Consider the following 18684-nt stretch of genomic DNA (forward strand, 5'->3'; position numbering starts at 1 on the left):
CGCTTTCCTGTAACAAGGAAGCGCTTATTTTCATTTTAGGGCCATTTAATGAAGCAAAGGTTTTTTGGAACTTTTTAAAGTAAGGCTCTGTTAATCTTTAATGTTGATATAAGATATAAAATAGGAGAAGCCTTTACTACGAAGGCTCCCCTTCTAATGTTTAACTATTGTTAATAAAATGCTCAATCCAACTAATACTCAAAGAGATAATCCAAACAGTTAATGGAATTACAAAACTCTTTATTACTTGTAACCAATAAAAGTTTTTGTTTTGTTTTTGCAGTATTCTATCTGTAACAAAAAACAAGACAGAAGCTCCTAAACTATAAGGTAGTAGTACGAGTCCGAAAACAATGTGTAACACTCCAGAAACAATTATTTCTATATTTTTTATTTCGCTCTTTTTTGACATAAATTCTGCTACCTTATCACTTATGATGGAAGCCAATACTCCATAAATAAGAATTACAGGTAAGCTATACATTAAATACAAACTTATAATATTAGTAGCCGAATAAAAATAATTTTGTTCTGCAACAACTTGCTCTCTAAATGGATTTGGCATAACAAATCCTAATAAAATTGCGAACAAAGTACCTGATATAGAAGCCGATATTATTTTTCTCTTTAACATTTCCTCACCTCGAAAATTACCAATATATTCATTATACTTTGTAAAATTTTAATTAAACACTAAATTTTTACAATGTAACTATGGAATATTTTTTATTAACGGGCAGGTGTGCGGCCGAGCCTAGGTCGTATCATATAGCGGGTGGGATTCCCGTCGAGCAAGAACTAGCCATTCACTCGTAGCGAGTCTTGGAGGGCTAAAGGTAACTTTAGTCTTTAAGCGTAGACAGTTAGGTAACGGGCCGAAAGCCAAATGGTTGAAGGGATTGAGCCCCATAAAGTTAGTAAATCGAGAGGGCTGATGCTTTACCTGCAGCAGAAAGCAATATTTCATTGTTCGCAATGGCAAGAATAATGAAACCTCTCTGGGGTCAGAGACCTTGGCACGTTACACATGGATATGATGCGGCAACTCGGGAGACCCTACCGGTCTCTTCTTTTAGAAAAGTATGGTGTACAAGCGATAATAAGTTAGGAAGCCAAACGCTTGGTAGGGAGTCGGATAGCAGCGTAGTACCAATGAAGTTGGGTAATGCCGATGGAGGAAAGGCTAGCTACCAGTTATCACCCTTACTAGGGACACATTTACTACACACAGAGGTAGGTATAATAAATGGAAACAAAACTACTAAGGATAGCAGAATTAGCAAAATCTGATCCTAAAATGAAATTTACATCTCTTGCACATTTATTAAATGAGCAATCACTAATTCAATGTCATCATGAGTTACCAAACAAAAAGGCAACTGGGGTTAATGGTACAACTAAAGAGCAATACAATGAAAATCTAAAAGAAAACATAGAAGACTTAGTTAATAGGCTTAAATGCAAAAGTTATCGCCCTGTTCCAGTAAGGAGAATGTATATTCCAAAGCTCAATTCAAACAAGAAAAGACCATTGGGAATACCGGAACATGAAGATAAGATTGTACAAAGAGGCATTACGAAAATATTAAATACCATCTATGAAAATGATTTTCTAGACTGCTCATTTGGATTCCGTCCAAATCGTAACTGTCACGATGCTTTGAAAATACTGAACCACTATATTGAAAAGAGGTCAGTAAATTATGTAGTAGATGTAGATATTAAAGGATTCTTTGACAACGTTGACCACACATGGATGATGGAGTTCTTAAAACTGAGAATCGCTGACTCTAACTTACTTAGAATTATTGGTAGGTTTCTTAAAGGTGGATATATGGAGGAAGGAAAGAAATACAAGACAGATAATGGCACACCGCAAGGTGGAGTGATTTCTCCAGTATTAGCCAATGTATATCTCCACTATGTCCTCGACCTTTGGTTCGAGAAAAGGGTTAGAAAACAGTGTAAAGGACAAGCATTCATAGTGAGATATGCAGATGATTTTGTTTGTTGTTTTCAATCTAAAAGTGAAGCTCAACAATTCTTCCAATCATTAAAAATGAGATTAAAGAAATTTAACTTAGAAATAGCTGAGGATAAAACCAAAATTATTCCCTTTGGAAGGTTTGCGGAGAAAGATGCAAAACAAAAGGGAAATAGTAAACCTACAACCTTTGATTTCCTTGGTTTTACACACTATTGTGGGAAAAGTAAACAAGGAAACTTTCGAGTGAAACGGAAATCAAGCAGGAAGAAAGTCCAAGGCAAACTTAAAGAATCTAAAGAATGGTTGAAGATTAATAGAAATAAAAATATTCATATAATTATTGATAGATTTAGACGCTCTCTTGTAGGTTATTACAATTATTATTGCATAACGGATAATACCCAAAGTGTAAATAAATTCAGAGACAAAATCGGATACTTACTGTTTAAATGGCTCAATAGAAGAAGTCAAAGGAAATCATTTACTTGGGATAAATTCAGACTCTTTCTTAATAAATACCCATTACCTTATGCAAGAATTAAGGTTAACATATATGACTTAAGAAAAGAAACTAGCTACATTATGTGAATGATAATTAGGAGGAGCCGTGTGCGTTAATTGCGCAAGCACGGTTCTGTGAGGGGGGAGGAATACAATCTACCGAGAGGTAGAGAGGTTCCCTTCTACTCGACTAGTTCAATAAGAACCGTTAAAAAACGTGCAAACTTTTTTTATGAAGACGGAATGCCAAATTACAAACTAAGAAGCCATTTTGCAATTTTTTTAAATGGCTTCTTTTTGTTTGTTACTAAATAATGAATGGTTCAATACTTTTACTCAAACTTTATTCAAAACCTACAAGAATATCTCTTTTCCATCCAATTTTATTGGTAGATACTAGATAATCAACAGTGGAGGTTGGTTTAATATATCTTTTTTATTGACCGAATGGTACAAAAAATGTATTCTTTTAATAGTAACTTCGAAATGAAAGGAAGATATCATTGAGCAAACGTGGCAGACCGCGAGACTTCGATTACTCCTCAATCGTAGATGTTGCGATGAAAACATTTTGGATAAATGGATATGAGGGATGTTCTACGCAAAATTTATGCAGTGATACCGGTCTTGGTAAAGGTAGTTTATATAATACTTTTGGAAGTAAACATGAGCTTTATAAACAAGTGTTAGAACGCTACCATGAAAATGGGATTAGAGACCAAAAGGAAATATTAGAAAACCCAATCTCAGTTAAAGAACGGCTAAGTAATTTTTTTGCTTGGGCATTGGAGGAAGATTTTAAACATACCGATCATAAAGGGTGTTTACTTATTAACGCCGGTTTGGAACGGGCTAATCACGATCCAATGGTTGAAGAAATTGTATCAAAGCATGTTGAACTTCTTTTACAAGCTTTGGAAAGAGTAATGGAGGAAGGCTTACGAACCGGTGAAATCAAAAAAAGACAATCAGCTGTTGATTTAGCAAGCCTTTTTTTAAGCAGTTACTACGGACTTCGTGTACTTATTACATCCATTCAAAATCGAACATTGGCTGAACAAGTTATAAATGGAACAATGGAATCTATTTTTGGCGCTTAAAGCGCTCTTTTTTTAGATAATTTTTGTACTGATTGTTACAATAATAAATAGGGAGTGTCAATTTTGCCATCTATAATATATTTACTAGCTTTAACAATTTTTTCTATGACCACATCTGAATTTATGGTGGCGGGTATGATGAACGAACTTGCTAATGAATTTAGTGTTTCGATCTCATCCATTGGGTATTTAATTACCGCTTATGCAGGAGCTATGGTGGTAGGAGGCCCTGTTCTAACTGCTACACTCCTTCAAATTCGTCGAAAACAAGCACTAATGGTTTTAATTGTTGTCTTTTTGATTGGCCAATCGCTAGGCGCAGTTGCTTGGAGCTATAATATTATGATGTTAGCGCGTGTTATAACCGGCATTGCTTCATCTGCAGCTTTTGGAGTTGCCATTTCTATTTCAGCAACTTTAGTTCATCCTAACACAAGAGGAAAAGCAGCTTCGATTGTCCTTGCGGGCTTAATGATCGCTACGGTATTAGGGTTACCAGTTACAACAATTATTTCTCAAAATTTCGGTTGGCGGATTAGTTTTTGGTTCGTTACGATTCTTGTATTAATATCAGGAATAATGATTCAAGTGTTGTTATCATCATCCTCAAAAATAGATCTGGTGAATCTGAAGGATGAATTTTCTAGTTTTAAGAATCGTCATCTCTGGGCAGCGTATTTAACGAGTATGTTGATCATTGGCGGTACGTTTGCAGCGTTTAGTTATTTTACTCCTATTTTTACAAATGTTACGGGATTTTCGAATACAAGTATTCCGTATTTACTTGCCATTTACGGCAGTGCCACAGTAATCGGAAACATTTTGATTGGTAGATTTGCTGATCGTTTTACAATGAGAATACTAGTAACTGGATTAATATTATTACTCACGGGGTTAATTCTATTTGCATTGGGTGCCGCAAATAAATACATTGCTGTCATTTCCATTGTTCTTATTGGAATGACTGGTGTAGCGATGAATCCGGCCATGGTCACACGAGTAATGAATGAAGCGGGAAGTGGGACTATGGTAAACACTGTCCATACTTCTTTTATTACGCTAGGTATTGTCATCGGTTCGTCGTTTGGTGGCATAGTGATCAACAAAGGTTATGGGTTTGTATCTCCTTTGTGGGTGGGGGCTTGTTTAGCCACCTTAGGTTTACTTTCATTAATACCATATTTGCGTAAGAGAAATACTGATTTTTAACATAGGAACTAATAGATACCATTCTTCCGGTTAGTTTGAAAAACTTAAATAACTGTTTTAGTTTATGGCTGTTTTCTAAAAGATAGTTGCTATTCAACTAACAGGTGCTTTAGTTTAACAAGACATGTACTTATGATATTCCACAATCGGGCGCGATTGTTGAATAAGGAATTAAATATTATAAGTTAGAAAAAAGGAATGTCTTCAAAATTGAGACATTCCTTTAGATTTTCAAGAGTACAACATAATTTTTAAAAAACACTAGGTCACGACTGAATTGTTTAAGTCATGACTGAGTTGTTTAGGTCACGACTAAGTTGTCTGAGTCACGACTGAGTTGTCTGGAGACATTAGGACGGGGTTAAAAATATAGTAAAGCAAATAGAACAACAAAATAAAAAACCTTCTCCGAGTCGGACTAGGACTAGAAGAAGGCAACACCGATAAACCATACTAAAACTTGAATAGGGAAGCTAATAAAGTTCCCTTTCAAGTGTCATTATACCATACACACAAAAAATCATACAATCATTTATAAAATATTCTGATTCATTATTCCTTGTATTTGTTGCTTGTTATATCATTACTCGACTATCTTCAGACTATACTTACAAGTTACTCATAACAGCAGATATATTATTAGCTAAGTTAAATTTTGATGTTTGAAGTAAAACACTTTAATATACTAAATAATATAATTATAAAATCGTTTATAAATCTAAGGTTTCTGCAACAATAGCGCCTGTTTGTTGAAGAAGGTATAAGTTAAATTACCCTATTATCTTCATGTTCTTTAGCAAACCACCTTATAACTTGCTGTGCAAGAATATCTAAGCATTTAGAAAACGCTTCTAGTTGTTCGGTTGGACATTCCATGCCCTTTTTCTCATAATTAGTTTTTGCATGAGCAAACATGTTTCGGGTGTTACTTATAGCATTAGCAACCTCTTCAAAAGCTTTTATTTTATCGTCATTTTTACTTTCTGGGCTCAATCTCTTTGTAAATCTTAAGAATGGAGGTGCTATTGTGACAATTTCATTTAGGTCACAACAAGTCTCAATAGTTAGTTTTATAGCAAAATAGTCTTTTTGATTATTTCTGTTACTTTCGAAGATTTTACCTAATTCTAGTATATAGTTTGCGTCCGGATTTAATGCTCTAGAACTAAATCATTTCTTGGTGGCAGAATTAATAAGATCTTGCTGTAAAACTGTTTGAGATACGTATTCTATCACCTTGGTATAAGTAAGAACTAATATTTCATAATTCGTACTAGAAAGGGAAGAATTATATAATTTTAACAATTCATGTACGCCTTTACCTCGTAACAATGGTCTGAGCCTTGTTGTATCTACTTTGAACTCGGGTTCGTCCTCTAAAGTAAGATAGGATAGCCTTGGAGACAATTGTATACTAATATCTAATGTTGATTTTAGCTCAAATAAATAAGCATCAACTAGCTTTCAATTAGATTAACATCTATCGTATCCTCGGCAGAAATTTCTATAAAGAAATCATAATCGTCCACTGGAGGTAAATGCTTGTCAAAGAGATCATCAATTATTAATTTTATTCCATAACTTGTTAAGCCATTTACAATATTTATTGAGTACTCCTGTTCATCTATTGACTCTTTAATAGTAGGAATATCAAGATCAAAGTTATGCATCAATTCTTGTATTTGGTTATCAATGCAAAATAAAGCTACTTTTTTACCAATTAATTTGTTTTCATCAAATTCAACGACTTTCGTAGCATCATACACTACTTCAAGTAAATCACTGATTGTATGATTCGCATCATAATAGGAATGGGGAAACCAAGCAGGTAACACATAATTTTCATCGATAATTAAATCTTCTTCATTATCTGCATTCTCGACTTCATCATCATAATCGTCAGATAGATACTCGAAGTCATAATCGATTCCGTATTTTTCGAAAAATTTTAATAGCTCAATTACCTCTTGTTTAAATTCCTCGGAAACAAATCTAACAGCCATTCTCTTGCCTCCTATTAATACAAATCTACGATACTAAATTAGACTTGAATAAACAATTATAGCCTCTATTCTGTATAATATCATTTTTTTCAACAAAACTAACCGTTACTTGTATTGTATTCCTTTACAATCTCTTTTTCATAAATAACCAGATTTACCACAGAGTGTTATTCAAGAATCCACCTTTATTATCTCTGTAAACTTACTAGCGAAGTAGCTTTAAAGTCCTTTCAAAATCTTATTAATAATAACCTCACAATTCGGGCGGCAGCACAACAGCATCCAGGACAGCCAACAACGCTATCCAGGATGCTGTAAGTGTCGCTTCGGTATTAAATGCCCCGATAACAACCAGCTGTACGCATAGCTACACCTGGTAAGTTCCTGTTCCATTTACCTTACGGCCATACCGAACGAGCCGAAAATCCTTAAAAGAATAAAGACAAAAATCTAAGAGCAAAAAAGGAAAGCCGGTTCCCACCGGCTTTTTATTTGTTTTCTCCTTTTCGCCCATTTGCATTCCGAATCGTATCATCACGCAGCGTTTCTAAGCTTCCAATCGGTCGGGACCCCGAACCCAACCGATTCCAAGCTAAGAAACGAGTCAATCGGTCAAGGGGCAAAAAACTTTTTCTAAAGGCGCTTCGCAACGAAAAACTTTTTGTGCTACTCCCTTGACCCATTGCCTATACTCATGATTCGTTCTACATGCCAATCGGGAAAAATGATCCCCTTTGGGAACTCCTGCTATTCGGAATGCAAATAGAAGGAGAAAAAAATAAAAAAAAGAGAAAAAAGCATTCAAAAAACAACAAATTTTTGTTATTAATACCAGCAACGCCTACATCCGCCGTCCTCAAAACATGATCAACGATTGTTTGGGTATCTTCTCCATAACCAGCTTCAATATCAGCTGAAACGGGAACCTTCACATTCTGTGCGATATTTTTGATGATCTCTAAATGTCTGTTAAAATCGATTAATTCTCCATCCGCATATCCTAGTGAGTTCGCAATCCCCCAGCTGGTCGTACCAATTGCTTTGAAGCCTACTTTTTCAAGTGTTAAGGCAGAGAGTAAATCCCAAGCGTTCCCAAGAAATAATAGTTCCCCTGAAAAGTGCAGTTCATTGAATGTTTGAATCTTGTTCATTTTAATTCCTCCTCATTTGTAATGATCACATTCTAACAAGTAATCGACCTCCATTTCGCCCTCATTCTTGCTCTTATGGTCTGTATTTTAGACAACAAAAAAAGTGAAGCCATTTTATGCTTCACCTTAACGCTTTCCTATCATTATGTTAGTAGTCCAACTGATTATAATAGATCAGCTAAAAATGACTGTATGGATGCTGGCAAGAGCTGAAAAAATAATCCTTCATATTTAATATCAAGCAGACCAGCGATGAAAAAGATAATGATGGTAGAAAATAATATTGTCATCTTGTTTTTCTTAATGAACGACTTCAAAATGTTCCCCCCAATGCTGTACGAACCTGCTTGGATTCAGGCAGTTTTATTTTTAAGGAGCTTCTCAGCTTCCTTTATACTATCGATTAACCAAATGGGCGTCTTCGGATGATTACCGATTTCCTCTGCTGTCATCCAATAGACAGCATTCACTTCTTCTGGACTCTTAGCAAAAGGCTCACCCTCTTCCAACTCACATAAGTAAACAATATCAATGACTTCACTGCCATCGTCTAATTTGAAAGAGGTATTTCTGACATATTCCATCTTTTCTTGTACCATCACTCCAACCTCTTCAAATAATTCGCGTCTTAACGTTCTTTCTAAAATATCTTTAGAATCACCCTCATTTTCAACTGTTCCTCCCACTAGAGAAAGCAGACCGCCTGCATGTCCTTCTTTCAAACTTCGTTCAATAACCAGCCACTTGTTTTCCTTATAAACGGCTCCTTCGACATTAACATAAAACATTTAAAGCCCCCCTTATATTGTTTATTAAATATTTCGCTTCAGAGTAGAGAATTGCTGCTAAGCATCCATCAGTTATTTTAACAACATTCGGATGCTCCCTCGATATTTAAGGTTTATGTAAGGTTTAGATTAAAACGATGTAAGGTTGGACCAATATACTCTGAATTGTAGTCATTAAAGGAGGACTTTTCAATGAAAACTATCTTACGTGCAAAAAACGTTCAAAAAGTATACGGTTCGAAGGGAAATCAATATAAAGCATTGGAAGATATAGATTTAGAAATAAAAGAAGGAGAATTTATCGGCATTATGGGGCCTTCGGGTGCTGGTAAATCCACATTACTCAATATATTATCGACCATTGATACGCCAACTTCAGGAGAAATTATTATTGCCGATCAAAATATTGTCACTATGAAGGAAGAGCAATTATCAGATTTTCGCCGTAACAACCTCGGCTTTATTTTTCAAGATTATAATCTGCTTGATACCTTAACGGTGAAGGAAAACATCTTACTGCCACTGGCATTATCAAAAGTGCCGGCAAAAGAAATAGAAAACCGAGTCGAGAAAATCGCAGATACGTTTGGAATTCAAGGAATACTTGATAAATATCCCTATCATATCTCTGGGGGCCAGAAGCAAAGAACAGCTGCTTCGAGGGCGATGGTGACGAAACCGAGCCTTATATTGGCGGACGAGCCTACAGGAGCCTTGGATTCAAAATCCGCAGCTGATTTACTAGAAAGCTTAACAGCACTTAATGAGCAGAATCACTCAACGATTATGATGGTCACACATGATGCCTTTGCAGCAAGCTTCTGTAAACGAATTTTATTTATTAAAGATGGCGGAATCTACGCGGAAATTCAAAAAATGCAAAATTCCCGTCAGGAATTCTTTCAAAAAATACTAGATGTCCTTGCTTCACTTGGGGGTGGACATTAAATGACGTTATTTAGCATCGCCAGGAAAAATATCCGAAAAAACTTTACCAACTATTTTTTATATATCGGATCAATGATTTTTAGTATTGTTATTTACTTTACCTTTGTTTCTTTAAAATATGATCAAGCAATACAGGAAACAACTGATTCGTCCACCAAAATTAGCTCCGTCTTTAATGGTGCATCTGTTGTGCTCATGATTTTTGTAGCTGTATTTATCTGGTATTCCAATTCTTTTTTTACAAAGAAACGCAAAAAAGAAGTCGGACTCTACTCTTTGCTAGGCGTTCGTAAAAAGCAAATCGGCCGGATGTTATTTTATGAAAACTTTATTATGGGGATTATCGCTCTATTGATTGGGATTATCCTTGGTTCCATTTTGTCAAAGTTTTTTGTCACCATTTTGATGAAGGTCATGGGGTATGATGCACTTGGAAATTTTGCTATTTCCCCGCAAGCAATCGTAAATACCATTATCGTATTCACGGTAATGACGGCGATTACTTCGATACACGGATATCGCTTAATTTACCGCTTTAAGTTAATTGAGTTATTCAAAGCGGAGCAGGAAGGGGAAAAAGAACCAAAGGCTTCTGTCATCACCGCGATGATCTCCGTTCTGTTAGTTGGAGTGGGATACTGGCTTGCACTGCAAAATATGCTGGAGTCAGAAGTGTGGAGAAAAATAGGCTTTTTGATAACCCCGCTCGTCATCTTAGTCACAGTAATTCTTGGAACATATTTATTATTTAGTACATTAACGGTTTATTTATTAAAGCTATTAAGAAAAAATAAACCTCATTTTTGGAATGGAATCAATTTAATCAGCACATCCCAGCTTCTCTACCGAATAAAGGGTAATGCACGTACATTAACCATTATTGCTGTACTAAGTGCAACTACATTAACTGCGGTTGGAGCGGCATATAGTTTTTACTATAACAACAGAAGTAATGCTGACCTAGCAAATCCTAATAGCCTAATGTTTATAGCAAAAGACAAAAATGTATCTAAACAGATCAAAGAGCGGATATCAAGGGACAAAGTGCATAAAATTGTCTATCACTTGACCGTCCCAACAATGATGATGGATGCCGATATTACAAATCTTCATAGCAAGATTTATCCAGATGAAATGGAATACAGCATTATCGACAATAAAACCTTTAACCAATTAGCTAAATCGCAGAATAGAGATGAATCTCTATCATTAAGCGGAAATGAAGCAGCCGTACTAGAAGCCGGCTATTCCAAAGATTTTTCACCGAAGTATGTTGGGGCAACGATTTCGTTAAAAGCAAATGACAGCAGCGAGAATATTACCTTTAAAGAATTGAAGAAATATAATGTCCTCAATCTCCAAACAGCTGGTATGACAGTTGTTATTAGTGATGAGTTATTTTCCAAGCTTGCAAGCAGAACAGACCTTGTAAACATGGAAGCTTACAAACTGAAAAATGAAGAGGATGCAAAAACAGTTACGAAAGAGATTCAATCCTTGTTGCCGGAGGAAGCAAATTTCTCAAGCTTTTATTCCGATTATGCTCGAGGAATGGAGGCATCAGGTTTACTCATTTTTATTGGCGGCTTTTTAGGATTAGTATTCCTAGCTGCTACAGGAAGCATTATTTATTTTAAACAGCTGACAGAGGCGACTATGGATAAAGACCGTTATGTGATCTTATACAAAATTGGTGTGAATAAGAAGGAAGTAAAAAAATCCATTTCAAAACAGATCTTATTTATTTTTGCCTTGCCATTACTAGCTGGTGTTTCCCACTCAATAGTGGCCTTAACTGCGTTATCTAAATTAATGCAAACAAATTTGATGACTCCTGTTCTCATCTGTATAGGCGTTTATGTTTGTATTTACATTGCTTATTACTTTTTAACAGTAAGGAACTACTACAAAATAATTATCAAATAGAAAAGAGGAGAAAATAATGAAAAAATTTATAGGATTGATTGCAGCTATCGCAGTGATTCTAGTTGGCGGATTGGTTATTCTTCAAAATGTAAACTTTAATAGGCTGGGAGCAGAACAATATTATACTCAAATTATTGGTCAAGGAAAGATGCTGGAAGGTAAAGATGATAGTGGGGGAAAGTATGTAAGCTATGAATATAAACTTCCGGCATATGACAAGGATGGCCGACAAAAGACATTGACCTTTACTGCTCAAAAACAGCTTCGTGAAAATGCGTATTTATCTTTATTTGTAAAAGATAGTAAGGGGGTTACCTCCTATCAGGAAATGAAAAAGGAAGAACTTCCTAAAAAAGCAAGTGAGAAGTTATCGAAGTAATAATGAAGGAATCCTTTTGAAAGGGGATTCCTTTTTACTATAATGTAATAGGAAAGCAAGGAGGTAAGTATTTTGTCAACGAACAAGAAGGTTTTAATTATAGATGATGAAGAAGATATTTTACGGCTGATCAAAACGGTGTTAAAAAAGGAAGGAATCGATCATGTGGTAACTGCAGCTACTGCTAAAGATGGGTTTAATCAATTTCAAACCTATCATCCAGACATTGTGCTGCTAGATATTATGCTGCCGGATGGGGAAGGCTATGATGTCTGCAAACAAATCAGAAATATTTCCAAGGTGCCTATTTTATTTTTATCAGCAAAAAACGAGGAGATTGATAAGATATTGGGCTTTGCGATCGGCGGCGATGATTACATTACGAAGCCATTTAGCCCCAAAGAGGTTGCTTATCGGGTAAAAGCGCATTTGCGCCGGGCAGAATACATGCAGGCTGAACCGCAGAAAGAGACAAAATTCAAAGCGGGCCCGTTTGAATTAAACGAGGAAAAGGCACAGCTGACAAAGAATGGGCAAGTGATTGAATTGAAGCCAAAGGAACTTGGGTTAATGAAGGTATTCCTTCAAAACAAGAACAAGGTAATCAGTAAAGAACAGCTCTACGACACTGTCTGGGGGGAAGACTTCTTCGGCATGGATAATACAGTCATGGTTCATATCCGTAGACTTCGGGAAAGAATTGAGGACCAGCCTTCTCATCCTCAATATCTAGTGACGGTAAAAGGCTTAGGGTATAAGCTGATTATAGAGGATGAATAGGGATGAAGTGGAGGCTAACGGGAAGGTATTTATTTTCTGTTGTATTGGTTGTTGTTCTGATTATTTTCATCAATCTTATCATTGGGTTAGCGCTGCTTACGGCACAAATTGCTTTCGATGTTCCAATTTTTCAAAACCGAGAAATATCTCCGGAACAATTCACGAGAAATTTTCAACAAGAAATTATCACATTGAATCATGATGTAGCCATTTCTGAAAAAGGACAAAACAAGTTAGTGAAAAAGGATGCCTGGATTCAAATTTTAGATGAAAACGGCAAAGAGGTTTACAGCCTGGGAGCACCTGCAAATAGGAAGAAAAAATATACCCCAGCAGATATGATTCAAATGTATAAATATAAAGAAGTAAACGCAACTACGGTCGTTTATGTTGGGGAAAAGGAACAAAATGGCCGTCAGTTCAGCTATTTGATTGGAATTGAAAATTGGAATTTAGGTCGGCAAGTTATCTCCTATAATAATCAGGATATTTTTAGAGTCATTAAAATAGGCATGGTTATTTTACTAATAGATATCTTAATCGCGCTATGGATTGGCTACCTTTTTAGCAAAAGGCTTACCCAGCCATTACATACGCTAATTGACGGCATTAAAAAATTGGCCAATCATGAATTCAATCACCATACTGAATCAAGAGGTTTATATAAAAATGTATTCTATAATTTAAATCATTTAGCTGACCAATTAAAGATCAGCGAAAGAGAAAGAAAAAAGTTAGATTTAATGAAGGAGGAATGGATTGCCAACATTTCTCACGACATCAAAACTCCGCTGTCCTCGATTCAAGGATATGCAGAAATGATCAAAGATCCGGAGTATGACTTTTCTTCGGAAGAAATAAGGGAATATGCAGGAATTATTGAAGCTAAGTCTCTCTATATCAAAGAAGTAATGGAAGATCTAAATTTATCAACTAGATTAAAAAATAAAGAACTATCGTTAAATAAAAAAGAGGTAAATATTGTTGCTTTGTTGCGGAAGATTGTGATTGATCTATTGAATGATCCGAAATATACCGACCGAAATATCCAGTTCCATGTAAACGAGGAGAACATAATGGCAGAAGTGGATGAAATTCTTTTCCGGCGGGCAATCAATAATTTGATTCTCAATGCGATTGTTCATAACAATGATCAAGTAAAGGTAGAAGTAAGCATTGAAAGGAAAGAACATACACATATTTTGATTAAAGATGATGGGAAGGGGATTAATGAGAAGGAACTTGAAAGGATTTTTGACCGGTATTATCGAGGCACAAATACTGGGGCTGCTCATAAAGGATCAGGGCTTGGAATGGCCATAGCACATGACATTATAAAAGCCCATGACGGTCAAATTACCATTCATAGTGAAATTGGCTGCGGAACAGCCATTGAGATTCAAACTTAAATTAAATAAATAGGGGAGTGAAATATGGACAATAACGTTTTTGAACAGATGGCAAAAAGATATGATACAGAAGATAGAATGGAACTAGCTCAAGTTATAGTCAAAGCTGTAAGAGAAGAATTGCAAAATTGCAAATCAAAATCTTTAATAGACTATGGGAGCGGCACGGGTCTAATTAGTTTAGAATTATCAGATTTAGTTGATTCTGTTTTGATGGTGGATTCATCAAAGCAAATGTTGGAGGTTGCGAAAGCTAAAATTTCTCACAAAGGAATTACTAACTCAAAAGTGCTTTATTCAGATTTTATTCAAGAAACGCCTGAACTTAAGGCAGACATAGTATTAATGTCACTAGTTCTTCTTCATATTCCGGATACTAAAAAAATCTTGCAAGAATTGTTCAACATTTTAAATATTGGCGGCAAGCTAATTATTATTGATTTTGATAAAAACGATAAAATAAATCATCCGAAAGTTCATAACGGTTTTTCACATGAAGAACTGAAAAAAAGACTATCAGAAGCTGGATTTAAATCAATAGAAATTAAGACATTCTATCAAGGAAATCGTATTTTTATGAATCAAGATGCCTCAATGTTTATATCCAGTAGTATAAAGTGATTTCTTATTTTTTATTTCTTAGTGCGTAGAATCTCTAAATAGAACCATTCACATATGTAAGACCTCGTTCTAAAATAAGAACGGGGTTATTTTTATAACAAGTTAATCCTATCTTTTGCCACAATTTTTAACATAAAATGACGCGGAATGATGATAGACTTTATTCAAGCTCCCACTTATATTTAATCATATAGGAGTTGAAGATATGATTGGTATGAATATTCGTGTGTTGCGTAAGAAAAATAAAATGAGCCAGGAACAATTAGCTGAGCGGGTAAATGTTTCTCGTCAGACTGTTGCAAAGTGGGAGAATGAAGAGGCGTTGCCTGATATTCATAAATGTAAAATGTTAGCCGAACTCTTTCAAGTAACATTGGATCAATTATCCGGCAGTATGAGTGAAGAAGAGGTAGAGCATCTTGGTCCGAAAGGGAAACAGTTTTTCGGTGTTGTGAAGGTAGGCGAGCGCGGGCAGATCGTTATTCCAAAGCAAGCGCGGGATATGTATCAGATTCATGCTGGCGATAAGCTTGTTGTTTTAGGGGAAGACGCAACAAAAGGAATAGCTATCTTAAAAACAGATAGTTTCCTGGAGTTTGCAGATTTGATCCGTAAGGCAGAAGCAGCGGAGGATGAATAGGAATGATTAAAATTGTATTCTTTTCGATCCCTGCACACGGGCATACGAATCCGACCTTACCGGTAGTAGCTGAGCTTGTAAATAGAGGGCATGATGTTTGGTACTACTCTTTTTTAGAGTTTAAAGGAAAAATTGAAGGTCTCGGTGCCAAGTTTATTCCCTGTGATGAATTCCTCCCCCCGATTTCACAAGAGGAATTGGATCGCAAAGCTGGAAAAGATTTTGCGGCATTGATTGAAATGATTGTCGATACGACCATTGCTTTAGATGAAAAAGTATGTACGGAATTAAGAGATATTCAGCCGGATTGCATTGTATCGGATTCTTTATGCTTTTGGGGGAAGTTGTTTGCTAAGAAATTAGGAATCCCCTACATTTGTTCAACAACTACCTTTGCATTTAATCGCCATACAGCCAAGCTGATGAAACGCAGTATAAAGGAAATATTGGGCATGATAACTGGAATGCCAAGAATTAATAAGAAGTTAGAGCTGCTGCGGTCCCACGGGTATGAAGTAGAGAACTTTATTTCGATTATTCAAAATGACAATGAAACAGACACCATTGTTTATACATCAAAAAAATTCCAGCCGATGGCCGAAACATTTTCCGACAGATATTCCTTCGTCGGCCCTTCCATCCGGCAGTCTTCTGAGGCATTCGAAGGAAGGGAAGGCAGGAAGTTCATCTATATTTCATTAGGAACGGTACTTAATCAAAATAAGGACTTTTACCAAAATTGCATCCATGCATTTGCGGACAATAGGTATGATATTCTAATGTCGGTTGGTGACAAAACGGAGATTGATTCTCTTGGCCGTCTACCAGACAATTTTACCGTTCAAAACAGAGTAGACCAGCTAGGAATATTACAGAAGGCAGATGTATTTATTACACATTGCGGAATGAATAGTGTGAATGAAAGTCTGTATTATGGCGTTCCAATGGTATTATTTCCGTTGCATAGCGAGCAAAGGGCAGTGGCTGAACGTGTCGCTGAACTTGGTGCGGGTATAAAATTAAAAGGAAAACAGCCAAAGCATCTGGAGAAAGCTGTATCAGCAGTACTGGCCAATGGAACCTATTTAGAAAACGCCCGAGATCTCTCTGAAGACTTCAGGAATGCCGGTGGAGCTGTAGAGGCAGCTAATGTTATATTGGATAAGATAAAATGAAAAAACGAGCACATGATTCCAATCATTTTGATGAGATCATGTGTTATTTTTTAATTTAATGGAATCTGTTATATTTTATTTGATAATTCTGTCTATAATTAAAAATACAAGTATCATTGTATGATATACTTTTAAAAAAGTTTTACGAGGAGCGATTGGGCTTGAGCATTCATTTTGAAGTGAAAAGAACGACGAAGGTATCCAAACAAACAGCCTATACAGGTCTGCTTGATCTTGATTCGGCAAAACGCTGGATGCAAGGATTAGTAAGAATAGAGCGATTAGATGAGGGGCCAATGCAGGCAGGAAGTCAGTGGATGGAAACGAGAAAGATGTTTGGAAAAGAAGCTACTGAACATTTTGAGGTAGTTGAACTTACGGAACCCAAGAAAATTGTGCTCCGCTGTGATGGAACGAAAGGAACAACAGGAAAAGGAGAATTTGTGTTCACATACATAATCGCTTCAGAGGATGATCATACAGTGATTACTCTGAATGGAGAAATAAGGGGACTTACCGGTTTGACGAAAATTTTTGGAAAAATGATGGCTGGAACCTTTAAAAAAGCATGTGCGAAAGATTTGGACGGGCTAATAAGCTATATGGAAAATGAGTGAATATTTTCTAAAACCTCGGCTGCAAAATGAATAACTTTTCCAATGTTTTGCAATAATGAAAAAGGTGTTCTGCTTATACAGGTTGAATATATAAGAGAAATTATTTTCAGAAAAACTAGGAGGTAAACATGGGAAGATTAATTCATTTCGAAATTCATGTGGATGATATGGAACGGGCGAAGAAGTTTTATGGGGATGTATTTGGCTGGACCTTTGAAGATTGGAGCGACTATGCGGGAATGCCATATTTCGGAGCTGTAACTGGCGATGCAAGTGAGCTTGGAATTAATGGCGCATTGATGCAGCGTCAAAGCCCACCCCCGGAGCCTGGTCAAGCGATGAATGGCTATGCTTGTACAATGGGAGTAGAAGATTACGATGCGATTGAAGCGAAAATCATGAGCAGCGGAGGCACGGTGGCACTGCCAAAACATGCGCTGCCTGGGATGGCTTGGCAGGGATACTATATGGATACAGAAGGAAATGTATTTGGAATTCATCAGCCAGATGAGAACGCTAAGTAGGATTAGCCAGCTATCTTTAAATAATGGGGTGCTTTTCATTTAATAGGAAAAGTGCCTTTTTAAATTTTCAAAAATGTATAATCTAAGTGAAAATATTCATATTATGAGAGGTTGAATCAAATGACTTATGAAGAAATTATGCAGAAACTTGAAGAATTAGGCTCTGAGCAAACGAAGCAAATTTATAAAAATCATGGGGTGAGGGAGCCACATTTTGGCGTGAAAATAGGGGATATGAAGAAATTGGTCAAATTTGTAAAAAAGGATCATGAATTAGCATTAAAGTTATATGATTCTGATAATCATGATGCAATGTATTTGGCAGGTGTCGGTTAATCCAAAGATTATCTCTAAGGAGACTTTACAGGATTGGGCAAAGAAAGCCTACTGGTATTTGGCTGCGGAATATACAGTTGCGCAAGTGGCGGCAGAAAGCGACTATGCCCTCGAATTAGCGAGGGAATGGATGAAATCTGAGGAAGAGATGATAGCGGTTTGTGGCTGGAGTACATATGCTAACTACCTATCCATTACCCCTGATGAAAAATTGGATATACCTGAAATAAGAATGCTGCTAAATCAAGTGAAAAGTACGATACATAATGAGCGTAATCGGGTCCGATATGTGATGAACGGCTTTGTTATATCTGTCGGCACCTATGTGGCTGAATTAAAGGAGGAAGCAAAGCAAGTCGCAGAATATATCGGCAAGGTGCATGTTGATGTTGGAAATACCGCTTGTAAGGTCCCACTCGCTTCAGATTATATTAAGAAAGTAGAAGAGAAGAATAGAATAGGTATGAAGCGGAAAACATGTATTTGTTGATATCTCCCTAAGTGAACGTAGTAATAATACACATAAAGAATGGTTAAAAGTAAACTCCGTGCAATCTTTTTTTCTGTTTTTGGAAAGTTTGTTAGAGGTA

18 protein-coding genes and 2 pseudogenes are annotated in these 18684 nt (G+C 36.2%); 14 read left to right on the top strand and 6 right to left on the bottom strand.

The genetic code is table 11. The annotated features are described in order from the left end of the window. Positions 1–160 precede the first annotated feature (160 nt). Positions 161–634, bottom strand: coding sequence for a hypothetical protein (locus AN957_RS07595; protein WP_053475016.1), 474 nt, complete (start codon positions 632–634; stop codon positions 161–163). Between the two features lie 612 nt (positions 635–1246). Here AN957_RS07595 and ltrA point away from each other — a divergent pair. The 3 genes from ltrA to AN957_RS07615 all read left to right on the top strand — a co-directional run bounded on the left by ltrA (position 1247) and on the right by AN957_RS07615 (position 4797). Then, positions 1247–2575: a group II intron reverse transcriptase/maturase gene (gene ltrA, locus AN957_RS07605; RefSeq protein ID WP_056683293.1), complete on the top strand. Its 1329-nt coding sequence runs from the start codon at positions 1247–1249 to the stop codon at positions 2573–2575. A gap of 416 nt (positions 2576–2991) precedes the next feature. After that, positions 2992–3588, top strand: coding sequence for a TetR/AcrR family transcriptional regulator (locus AN957_RS07610; RefSeq protein ID WP_053475017.1), 597 nt, complete (start codon positions 2992–2994; stop codon positions 3586–3588). A gap of 63 nt (positions 3589–3651) precedes the next feature. After that, the gene (locus AN957_RS07615; protein ID WP_056683296.1) at positions 3652–4797 is read left to right on the top strand and encodes an MFS transporter; all 1146 of its coding nucleotides are present in this window, start codon (positions 3652–3654) and stop codon (positions 4795–4797) included. Positions 4798–5562: 765 nt separating this feature from the next. Here the strand turns inward: AN957_RS07615 and AN957_RS07620 are convergent. The 5 genes and pseudogenes from AN957_RS07620 to AN957_RS07635 all read right to left on the bottom strand — a co-directional run bounded on the left by AN957_RS07620 (position 5563) and on the right by AN957_RS07635 (position 8739). Further along, positions 5563–5790 (bottom strand): hypothetical protein, encoded by a 228-nt coding sequence (locus AN957_RS07620; protein ID WP_056683298.1) that lies wholly within the window; start codon positions 5788–5790, stop codon positions 5563–5565. 464 nt (positions 5791–6254) lie between these two features. Further along, positions 6255–6800: a hypothetical protein gene (locus AN957_RS07625; RefSeq protein ID WP_056683300.1), complete on the bottom strand. Its 546-nt coding sequence runs from the start codon at positions 6798–6800 to the stop codon at positions 6255–6257. 824 nt (positions 6801–7624) lie between these two features. Then, a pseudogene (locus AN957_RS07630) lies at positions 7625–7951 on the bottom strand (isocitrate lyase/phosphoenolpyruvate mutase family protein); the annotation flags it as partial. A gap of 164 nt (positions 7952–8115) precedes the next feature. Then, entirely contained in the window at positions 8116–8268 is a 153-nt protein-coding gene (locus AN957_RS27580) for a hypothetical protein (RefSeq protein ID WP_156319092.1), read from the bottom strand. A 36-nt stretch (positions 8269–8304) separates the two neighbouring features. After that, complete coding sequence (locus AN957_RS07635) at positions 8305–8739, bottom strand: NUDIX hydrolase (RefSeq protein ID WP_056683303.1); 435 nt, start codon at positions 8737–8739, stop codon at positions 8305–8307. 192 nt (positions 8740–8931) lie between these two features. Here AN957_RS07635 and AN957_RS07640 point away from each other — a divergent pair, with 192 nt between their 5' ends. From AN957_RS07640 to AN957_RS07690, 11 genes and pseudogenes are all read left to right on the top strand, one after another. Beyond that, a complete protein-coding gene (locus AN957_RS07640) occupies positions 8932–9687 on the top strand; it encodes an ABC transporter ATP-binding protein (protein ID WP_053475021.1) in 756 nt (251 codons plus the stop codon). Further along, positions 9688–11613, top strand: a complete 1926-nt coding sequence (locus AN957_RS07645) for an ABC transporter permease (RefSeq protein ID WP_056683306.1) — start codon at positions 9688–9690, stop codon at positions 11611–11613. It begins immediately after the preceding gene. Positions 11614–11629: 16 nt separating this feature from the next. Then, the gene (locus AN957_RS07650) at positions 11630–11992 is read left to right on the top strand and encodes a YxeA family protein (RefSeq protein WP_172797626.1); all 363 of its coding nucleotides are present in this window, start codon (positions 11630–11632) and stop codon (positions 11990–11992) included. Between the two features lie 72 nt (positions 11993–12064). Next, positions 12065–12772 carry a response regulator transcription factor gene (locus tag AN957_RS07655; RefSeq protein ID WP_053475024.1) on the top strand — a complete coding sequence of 236 codons (708 nt, stop codon included), beginning with the start codon at positions 12065–12067 and terminating at the stop codon, positions 12770–12772. Between the two features lie 2 nt (positions 12773–12774). Further along, positions 12775–14181 carry a sensor histidine kinase gene (locus AN957_RS07660; protein ID WP_056683312.1) on the top strand — a complete coding sequence of 469 codons (1407 nt, stop codon included), beginning with the start codon at positions 12775–12777 and terminating at the stop codon, positions 14179–14181. Positions 14182–14205: 24 nt separating this feature from the next. Then, complete coding sequence (locus AN957_RS07665; RefSeq protein ID WP_056683316.1) at positions 14206–14802, top strand: class I SAM-dependent methyltransferase; 597 nt, start codon at positions 14206–14208, stop codon at positions 14800–14802. A 205-nt stretch (positions 14803–15007) separates the two neighbouring features. Continuing rightward, the gene (locus AN957_RS07670) at positions 15008–15442 is read left to right on the top strand and encodes a helix-turn-helix transcriptional regulator (RefSeq protein WP_056683321.1); all 435 of its coding nucleotides are present in this window, start codon (positions 15008–15010) and stop codon (positions 15440–15442) included. A gap of 2 nt (positions 15443–15444) precedes the next feature. Continuing rightward, positions 15445–16617, top strand: coding sequence for a macrolide family glycosyltransferase (locus AN957_RS07675; protein ID WP_056683324.1), 1173 nt, complete (start codon positions 15445–15447; stop codon positions 16615–16617). Positions 16618–16778: 161 nt separating this feature from the next. Next, entirely contained in the window at positions 16779–17234 is a 456-nt protein-coding gene (locus AN957_RS07680; protein WP_056683327.1) for an SRPBCC family protein, read from the top strand. A 128-nt stretch (positions 17235–17362) separates the two neighbouring features. Further along, entirely contained in the window at positions 17363–17758 is a 396-nt protein-coding gene (locus tag AN957_RS07685; protein ID WP_053475030.1) for a VOC family protein, read from the top strand. Between the two features lie 120 nt (positions 17759–17878). Next, positions 17879–18584 (top strand): annotated as a pseudogene (locus tag AN957_RS07690) (DNA alkylation repair protein). The last annotated feature ends 100 nt before the right edge of the window (positions 18585–18684 follow it).

Source organism: Cytobacillus solani (assembly GCF_001420595.1).
In the GTDB taxonomy this organism is placed as follows: domain Bacteria; phylum Bacillota; class Bacilli; order Bacillales; family Cytobacillaceae; genus Cytobacillus; species Cytobacillus solani.